General features: G+C 70.7%; 2 protein-coding genes. Both read right to left on the reverse strand.

The genetic code is table 11. From position 1 onward, the window contains the following. Positions 1 to 51: 51 nt before the first annotated feature. Complete coding sequence (locus AC5Y31_RS21735) at positions 52 to 4,797, reverse strand: SDR family NAD(P)-dependent oxidoreductase (protein WP_499982955.1); 4,746 nt, start codon at positions 4,795 to 4,797, stop codon at positions 52 to 54. A gap of 19 nt (positions 4,798 to 4,816) precedes the next feature. Next, positions 4,817 to 7,618, reverse strand: a 2,802-nt coding sequence (locus tag AC5Y31_RS21740; RefSeq protein ID WP_499982956.1) for a KR domain-containing protein, incomplete at its 5' end; no start/stop codon positions are given.

Raw genomic sequence — 7,618 nt, forward strand, 5'->3', positions numbered from 1 at the left:
AGCGACGATCCGACCCCCCGGCCGACCCTGTCGGCCCCGTAACCATCCCGCTCAATTCAACCTCTCTGAAAGCTGCGCGAGCAGCTCGTCATCACTCATGTCGTCATAGTCGTCGGCGCTGTCCTGCTCGGCTGCCTCCACCAGCTCGGGCAGGATCGTGGCCAGGTACCCGGTCAGCGCATCGATGGTCGGGTAGTCGAAAACGACTGCGGCCGGCAGGGTTTCGCCGAGGCTGTCGGACAGGGCGCGCTGCAGGGTGACGCTCATCAGCGAATCCATGCCGGAGGCGAAGAATCCGGCCGTGGGGTCCAGGGCGTGGCGCGATGCCAGACCCATGGCGGCGACGACCTGCGTGATGACGTGTTCGCGCAGCAACTCCAGGCGCTGTTCGGGTTCCGCGTCGCCCAGGGTGCGGCGGAACTCGGTGGTGACCGGCGCCGATCCGTCGGCGGGCGCGGCGACGGCCAAGAGGTCGTCGACGATGTGCAACGCCGCCCGGGTGCGGTAGGCGGTGGCCAGCCGCGGCCAGTCCGCCGCGACGATGGTGTGCCGCACGGCGCTCTGCGCGCCGATCACCAGGGGCAGTGCCCCGATCGCGACCTCGTCGGCCATCGGCTGCAGCCCGGACTCCGCGGTCACCTGACGCTCGGCGTCGGATTGGGTGTCGTCCAACGACTTCCACAATCCCCAGTTGATCGCGGTGGCCGGCAGCCCGGCCGCCCGGCGCGCGTAGGCGAAGGTGTCCAGGAAGGTGGTGGTCGCGGTGTAGTGCGCCAGCCAGCGCGATCCGGTGATTCCGGAGATCGACGAGAACAGCACGAAGTGGCGCACCGGGTGCCGCAGCGACAGCTTGTGCAACACGGCGACCACGTCGAGCTTGGGCCGGAACATGGCGGTGACGTCGTCATCGGTCATGTCCCGCAAGGTGATCGGACCACCGGCGAAGGCGGCCACGTGGATACCGGCCAACGGCGGTAGGTCGGCGCCGAACCGGTCGAACAGCGCACTCATCGCGGCCTCGTCGGCAGCGTCGGCGGCCACCGTCACCAGTGTCGTCCCGGGTAACTCGGCCGCCAGTTCGTCCAGACGGGTGCCCGGCCGCCGCGACACCGCGACGATGGTCTTGGCTCCGCTGGCCGCCAGCTGCCGAACCAGCTGCGGGCCGATGTTGCCGGTGGCGCCGATCACCAGATGGCAGCTGTCGGCCGCGAATTCGACCGGCGTGGCGGCGCCGCTGGGACGGCCCTTGCGCAACCGCGGGACGCGGCGGATACCGGCGCGGTAGACGATCTGGTCCTCGGTGTCGGCGGCGCCGGCTTCGGCGAGCAGGTAGCCGGCGACCAGCGCGGCCGGAACGGACTCATCGACGTCGATGACCCGGCCCCAGATCTCGGGGTGTTCCAGGGCCAGGCTGCGGCCCAGTCCCCACAGCACGGCGTGCGCGGGGTTGGCCCGGTCGCCGTCGCCGACGGGCTGGGCGTTGCGGGTCAGCAGGAACAACGTGGCCGGTGTCTGCTGGCCCAGCATCGTGGTGACCAGTCGTCGTGCGGTGTTGAACACCTGGTAGGCCGGTGCCGCACCGAGGTCGGCAGCGGCCGCCGCGGGCGCGTACAGCACGTGGGTGGCTCCGCTCAGCGCCGCTGTCAGTGCCGACTGGTCGGCGTCGGCGGCCACCGTCGTCACCGCGCCGCCGCGCAACGCAGTGAGCTCGGCGCCCAACGTGTCGTCGCCGATCACCAGCCAGGACTGCTCGGCGGCTTCGGCTGCCGCCACCTCGGCGGCCGGCCAGGTCAGCTCGCACCACCACTCGGTGGGCACCGCACCGGCCCGGCCGGTGGGCACCTCGGCCCCGGCGGTCACCGACCCGGCGCCGTTGCGGATGGCGACGGTGTCGATCCAGTACCGGCTGTGCTGCCACGGTGTGGTGGGCAGCACCGGGTGCGGCTCCGGCGGGTGCGGGGCCTGCGGCGGCTGGGCGGTATGCGTGCGGTTGAGGTTGGTGTGGAAACTGACCGCGTCGTCGGCGTTGCGCATCAGGGTCCCCACGCTGTGGTGGTGACCGCCCAGCGCGTCGCAGGTGTCGGCGATCGCGTGGGTCAGGATCGGGTGCGCGCTGATCTCGACGAAGGTGGTGTGCTCGGCGCCGGCGGCGGTGATGGCCTGCGTCAGCAGCGCGGGCTGCCGCACATTGTTCACCCAGTAGTCGGCATCGAGCAGTGGCATGCCGCCGGCCGGCATCGCGCTCTCGGTCACGGTGGAGAAGAACGGGATGGTGGCGACCTCGGGCGTCAGATCCGCCAGCGCCGCCCGCAGGTCGGGCAGGATCGGATCCATCAGCGCGGTGTGCGAGGCGACTTCCATGTTGACCCGCCGGGCGAATTTGTTTCCGGCGCTGACCGCGGCGATCACCGCATCAACCGGCGCCACCGGTCCGGCCACCACGGTCTGTTTGGGCGACAGGTAGCCCGCCACGCTGACGTCCGGGTAGCCGGCCAGCAGCGACTCGGCGGCGTCGGCGTCCAAGTTCAGCAACGCCACCGCGCCCTGGCCGGCCTGCTGCGACATCAGCCGGGAGCGGGCCGCGATCACCCGGAATCCGTCGGCCGGGCTCAGCGCGCCGGCCACCACTGCTGCGGTCACCTCACCCATGGAGTGACCGATGACGGCGTCGGGGTGCACCCCGTAGGAGCGCCACAACTCGGTCAGGGCCAGCTGGAGTCCCATCAGGACGGGCTGCACCTGCGCGTCGCCGCTGACCGGTTCACCGCCGGAGATCGCCTGCCACAGCGAGAATCCGACGTGTTCCACGAACGCCGGTTCCAGCACGGCCAGCGCCCGGGCGAATGCCGGTTCGTCGGTGAGCAGTTGCCGGCCCATGCCGGTCCAGTGTGAGCCCTGCCCGGAATACACGAATACCGTGCCGGGGCCGCACGGCCCGTCGTGCGGACCGACGACACCGTCGGCCGACGTGCCGGCGGCCAGCGCCTGCAGGCCGCGGATGGCCTGGCCGCGCTCGCGGGCACACACGGTGGCGAACTGGGGCTGCCGGGCGCGGTGGTGGTTGAGGGTGTGCGCGACGTCGGGCAGGGCCACCTCGGCGCCCGCCCCGTCCAGCCAGGCGGCCAGGTCGCCGGCGGTCGCTGCGATCCGCTCCTGGTTCCGTCCGGAGACCACCAGAGTGGTGACCGCCGGATCTGCTTCGCGGGCAGTGATCTTGGCGGGCGGCGCCTGCTCGATCACCACGTGCGCATTGGTGCCTCCGAAGCCGAACGAGGAGATCCCGGCCCGGCGCGGATGGTCGGTAGACGGCCAGTCCTGTTGTTCGGCAACGACTTTCAACCGCATCTGGTCGAAGGAGATGTGCGGGTTCGGGGTGTTGAAGTGCAGGTTGCGCGGAATCTGCCCGCGCTGCACGGCCAGCACCGATTTGATGAACCCGACCATGCCGGCGGCCGCCTCGAGGTGGCCGAGGTTCGACTTGGCGGCACCGAGCAGCAGCGGGGCCTCCGCAGGCCGCCCGCGCCCCAACACCGTTCCCAGCGCCCGGGCCTCGATCGGGTCCCCGAGCAGGGTTCCGGTGCCGTGGGTTTCGACGTAGTCGACTTCCTGCGGCGCGATTCCGGCGTCGGCGTAGGCCGAGCGCAGCACCGCCATCTGGGCGGCCGGGTTGGGAGCCAGCAGGCCGTTGGAGTGGCCGTCGGAGTTTATCGCCGATCCGCGGACCACCGCCCACACCCGGTCGCCGTCACGCCGGGCATCGGAGAGCCGCTTGAGCACCACGACGCCGCAACCCTCGCCCCGGACGAAACCGTCGGCCTCGGCGTCGAACGCGTGGCAGGCGCCGGTCGTCGACAGCGCACCGCTCTGGTCGAAGCCACGGAACACCGCCGGGGACATCAGCAGGTTCACGCCGCCGGCGACGGCGGTCTCGCACTCCCCGGTCCGCAGGCTCCGGCACGCCAGGTGCAGCGCGACCAGCGACGACGAGCACGCGGTGTCCACTGTCACCGAGGGGCCGCGCAAATCCAGGAAATACGACAGCCGGTTGGCGATGATGCTCAGTGCGCCACCGGCGTTGCTCCAGGCATCCACGCCCGTCACGTCGGCGGAGGCATGGCAGCCGTACTCGGTGATGCTGGCTCCGACGAACACCCCAGTCTGCGAGCGCCGCAAGGAGGTCGCCGGAATTCCGGCGTGCTCCAACGCTTCCCACGCCACTTCCAGCAACAGTCGCTGTTGCGGGTCCATCTTGACGGCTTCGCGGCTGGAGATCTCGAAGAACTCCGCGTCGAAGGCGGCGATGTCGCTCAGGAACGAGCCCCATCGGGTGGTGCGGGCGATGGTCCCCGAGACCTCGGGCGACCCGTCGTCGAACGGCGCCCAGCGGCCGTCGGGCACCTCCGTTACCGCATTGCCGCCGTCGATCAGGAACTGCCACAGCACTTCCGGCGAGTTGATGTCGCCGGGGAACCGGCAACCCAGACCGATCACCGCGATGGGCTCGTCGGTGCCCAACCGGCCGGGTTCCGGCGCCGACTCCTCGTCGCACGCGTCCGGTTCGATGAGGAACTTCGCCAGCTCCGTCACCGACGGATGTTGCCAGAGCTCCACCGGCGACACTTTGCGACCGAGCAGTTCGGACAGCTCACCGCAGAGCACCACGGCGTCGCGCGACCCGACGCCCAGGTCGTTCAGCGACGCGTTGAAGTCGATTTCGTCGGGGCTGCAGCCGATGTTGGTGACCAGATAGTCGGCCAGCCAGTGGCGCAGCGATTCTTCGTCAAATGCTGCGGTCATGCGGGGAACTCAATTCCCACTAGATCCCATCCCATCCGGCCGGAGCCGATTCCACGCTGTCGAACAGCTCATTCAACACACTGTCGGCCGACTCGGTCAGCTCGCCGCCCCCGCCCGCCGAGTCGTCGCCGGAGTCTTCCTGCGGCAGCAGTTTGCCGGTCAGATGCGCCGCCAGCGCTGCAGTCGTCGGGTGGTTCCACAGCATCGTCGCCGACAGCTCCAGGCCGACGAGCTGCTCGATGTCGCGCCGGACCGCCATCGCCATCACCGAGTTGAGGCCGAGTTCGGCGAACGGCCGGTCCAGCTGTAGTTCAGCCTCCGACATGCGAAGCTCGCGGGCCAGGATGCTGCGCAACCCGATTTCGAGCTCGCTGAGTATCTCATCGGCCGGCAGCTGCGCCCACTCGCGGGCAGCTGCCGAACCCTCGGCAGCGGACTCCCCGGGCTTTCCCTCCCTGGGCAGCGGCACCATCACGGCCTGGGCGACGTCGTAGTGCTCCACGTGATCCCAGGCGGCGAAGGCCTCGGTCGGCGAGATCGGCCGGGAACCCATCCGCTCCAGCTCGTGCAGCACGACGTGCGCCTCGGCGCCGAAGCCGAGGCCCTTCCAGGCCACCCAGTCCAGGCTGACGCTGTGGCAGCCCCGCTTGTTGCGGGCACGGGCCAGCCCGTCCAGATAGGCGTTAGCGCTCGCGTAGGCGCCCTGGCCGGGCACCCCGAACACCGCACCCGCCGCGGCGGTCATGAAGAAGAAGTCGAGGCTGGCCGGCGGGAAGAGTTCGTGCAGCACCTGGGCGCCGGCGACCTTCGGCCACATGGTGGCCCGGAGCCGGTCGTCGTCGACCTCGGTCAGCAGCTGGCCCTCGGTGACGCCGGCGGCGTGGATGATGCCGCGGATCGGCGGTGCTCCCGCCGCGTCGCGGCGGGCCAGCAGGTCGACCACACCGTCTCGGGAGCCGATGTCCAGGGCGGCCACGTCGACGGTGACTCCGCGACGCTCCAGCGCCCGGATACCGGCGATCTTGTGCCGGATGTCGTCATCGAGGCCGTCGCTGTCCCAGTCGCGCCGGGGCGGCAGCGCGCTGCGGCCGGCCAGCACCACGCGGCGGGCGCCCCGGTCGGCCAGCCATCCGGCCATCAGCAGGCCGAGCGCCCCCATGCCGCCGGTGACCAGGTAGGCCCCGTCAGGTTGGCACACCATCGGCTCGCGTTGCGGCGGACCGGAGATCGGGGTGAACGCCGGTGCGAGGAACTGCCCGTCACGCAGCACCAGGATGGATTTGGCCGGCGTGCGCAGCACTCCCGACAGCGTCGCGACGCAATCGGCGATGGCGGCTGGGTGTGCGGGTACGTCCACCAAACCACCGCACAGCTGCGGTTGCTCGGCCCGGATCACCCCGGCCAGACCCCACAGGCAGCTTTGCCGCACCGCGGCATCGGAAGCGGCCTCATGGACGCCGTGCGTGACGATCCACAGCGCCGGCGGATGGTCGTCGCGTTCGGCCAGCTGCGCCACCAGCGCGGAGACCTCACCGACCAGTCGCGACGCGCAGTCCAGGTCGCTCTCGTCCGGCCGAGAGTCGGCGACGTAGACGACGGTCTGGGCCTCGTTGACCCCGGCGGCGCGGTGACCGGCCGCGGTGAGTCCACCCCGCAGCGCCTCGGCGGTGGCACCGCCGCCGACTACCGCCAGCGTGCCGGGCCGGTCCGGTGTTTGCGGCGCGGCGTCCCAGGGCTGCCAGTCAATCGCGTGCGCGATCGAGCTCGGGTCACCGACGGGGGCCGCGGTGTCCAGTGCGCTGTAGCGAAGCGCGCGGATGTCGACGCAGCGCGCACCGTCGGGCGTCGTCACCGCGATGTCGACGATGAGTTCACCGTCCTCGCCGTCGCGACGCTGCACGGTGACGCCGGCCCGGCCGTCGGCGGGCGGTGCGGAAAACCGGACGCTGTCGACGGCAGCGGGCACCATCAGCTCGGGGTTGGTGCCGTCCACCAGCCGCGCGATGTGCAGCGCGGCGTCGAGCAGCGGCACCGTACCCGACGCTGCGGACTCGATGTCGGCCCGCAACTGCACCGGGGTCGTGCGCCCGGACTGAACTGACCAGTCGAACGGGCGCCCTTCACTGCCCCAGGTCAGCCACAGCGAGGTCACCGCGTCGTCGTCGAATGTTGTTCCGGCGTGGCCGTTTGTGGGCCGTACAGTGTCCGACGCGGGCTCGACGGGCTGCGTGATGCGGGCGCTGACGTGTTTGACCCAGCGCGCCGCCGGGTCGTCGTCGGTCACCGACTTCGACAGGATGACGACCGATTCGCCGTCGGCGACGACCTGGATGGTCCGCGGCCGGTCGACGACGACGGGATGCTCGAAGCGGATGTCGCTGAGCGCCGACCGCCCGCTCACCTCGGCCGCGGCCTCGGAAAGCGTTTGCAGCAGCACCGATGCGGGCACCAACTCCACCCCGTTGTTGCGGTGGCTACCCGGGTACGGCTTGGACTCCGGCGCCAGCCGCGCCTGCCACAGGTGCACAGTCGGTGTGCTGCCGATCGTGATGTGCGTACCCAGTAGTACGCCCGGCCGCGGCGCGGATTCGGCTGCGGCAACGGAGTTTTCGATCTCCAGCCAATGGTGGGTGTGCCGCCACGGTGTGGCGGGCAATACCGGGTGCGGCTCAGCGGGGTGCGGCAGCTCCCGAGGACTCACCGGGTGCGCACTGTTGAGATGCTCATGGAAACAGACGGTGTCATCGCCATCGCGCACCAACGTGGCGACGCTGCGGTGCGCAACCGTCTCCAGGTTCTCCTCGATGGTGTGCGTCAGGAT

This window comes from Mycobacterium sp. NGS18 (assembly GCF_059813185.1).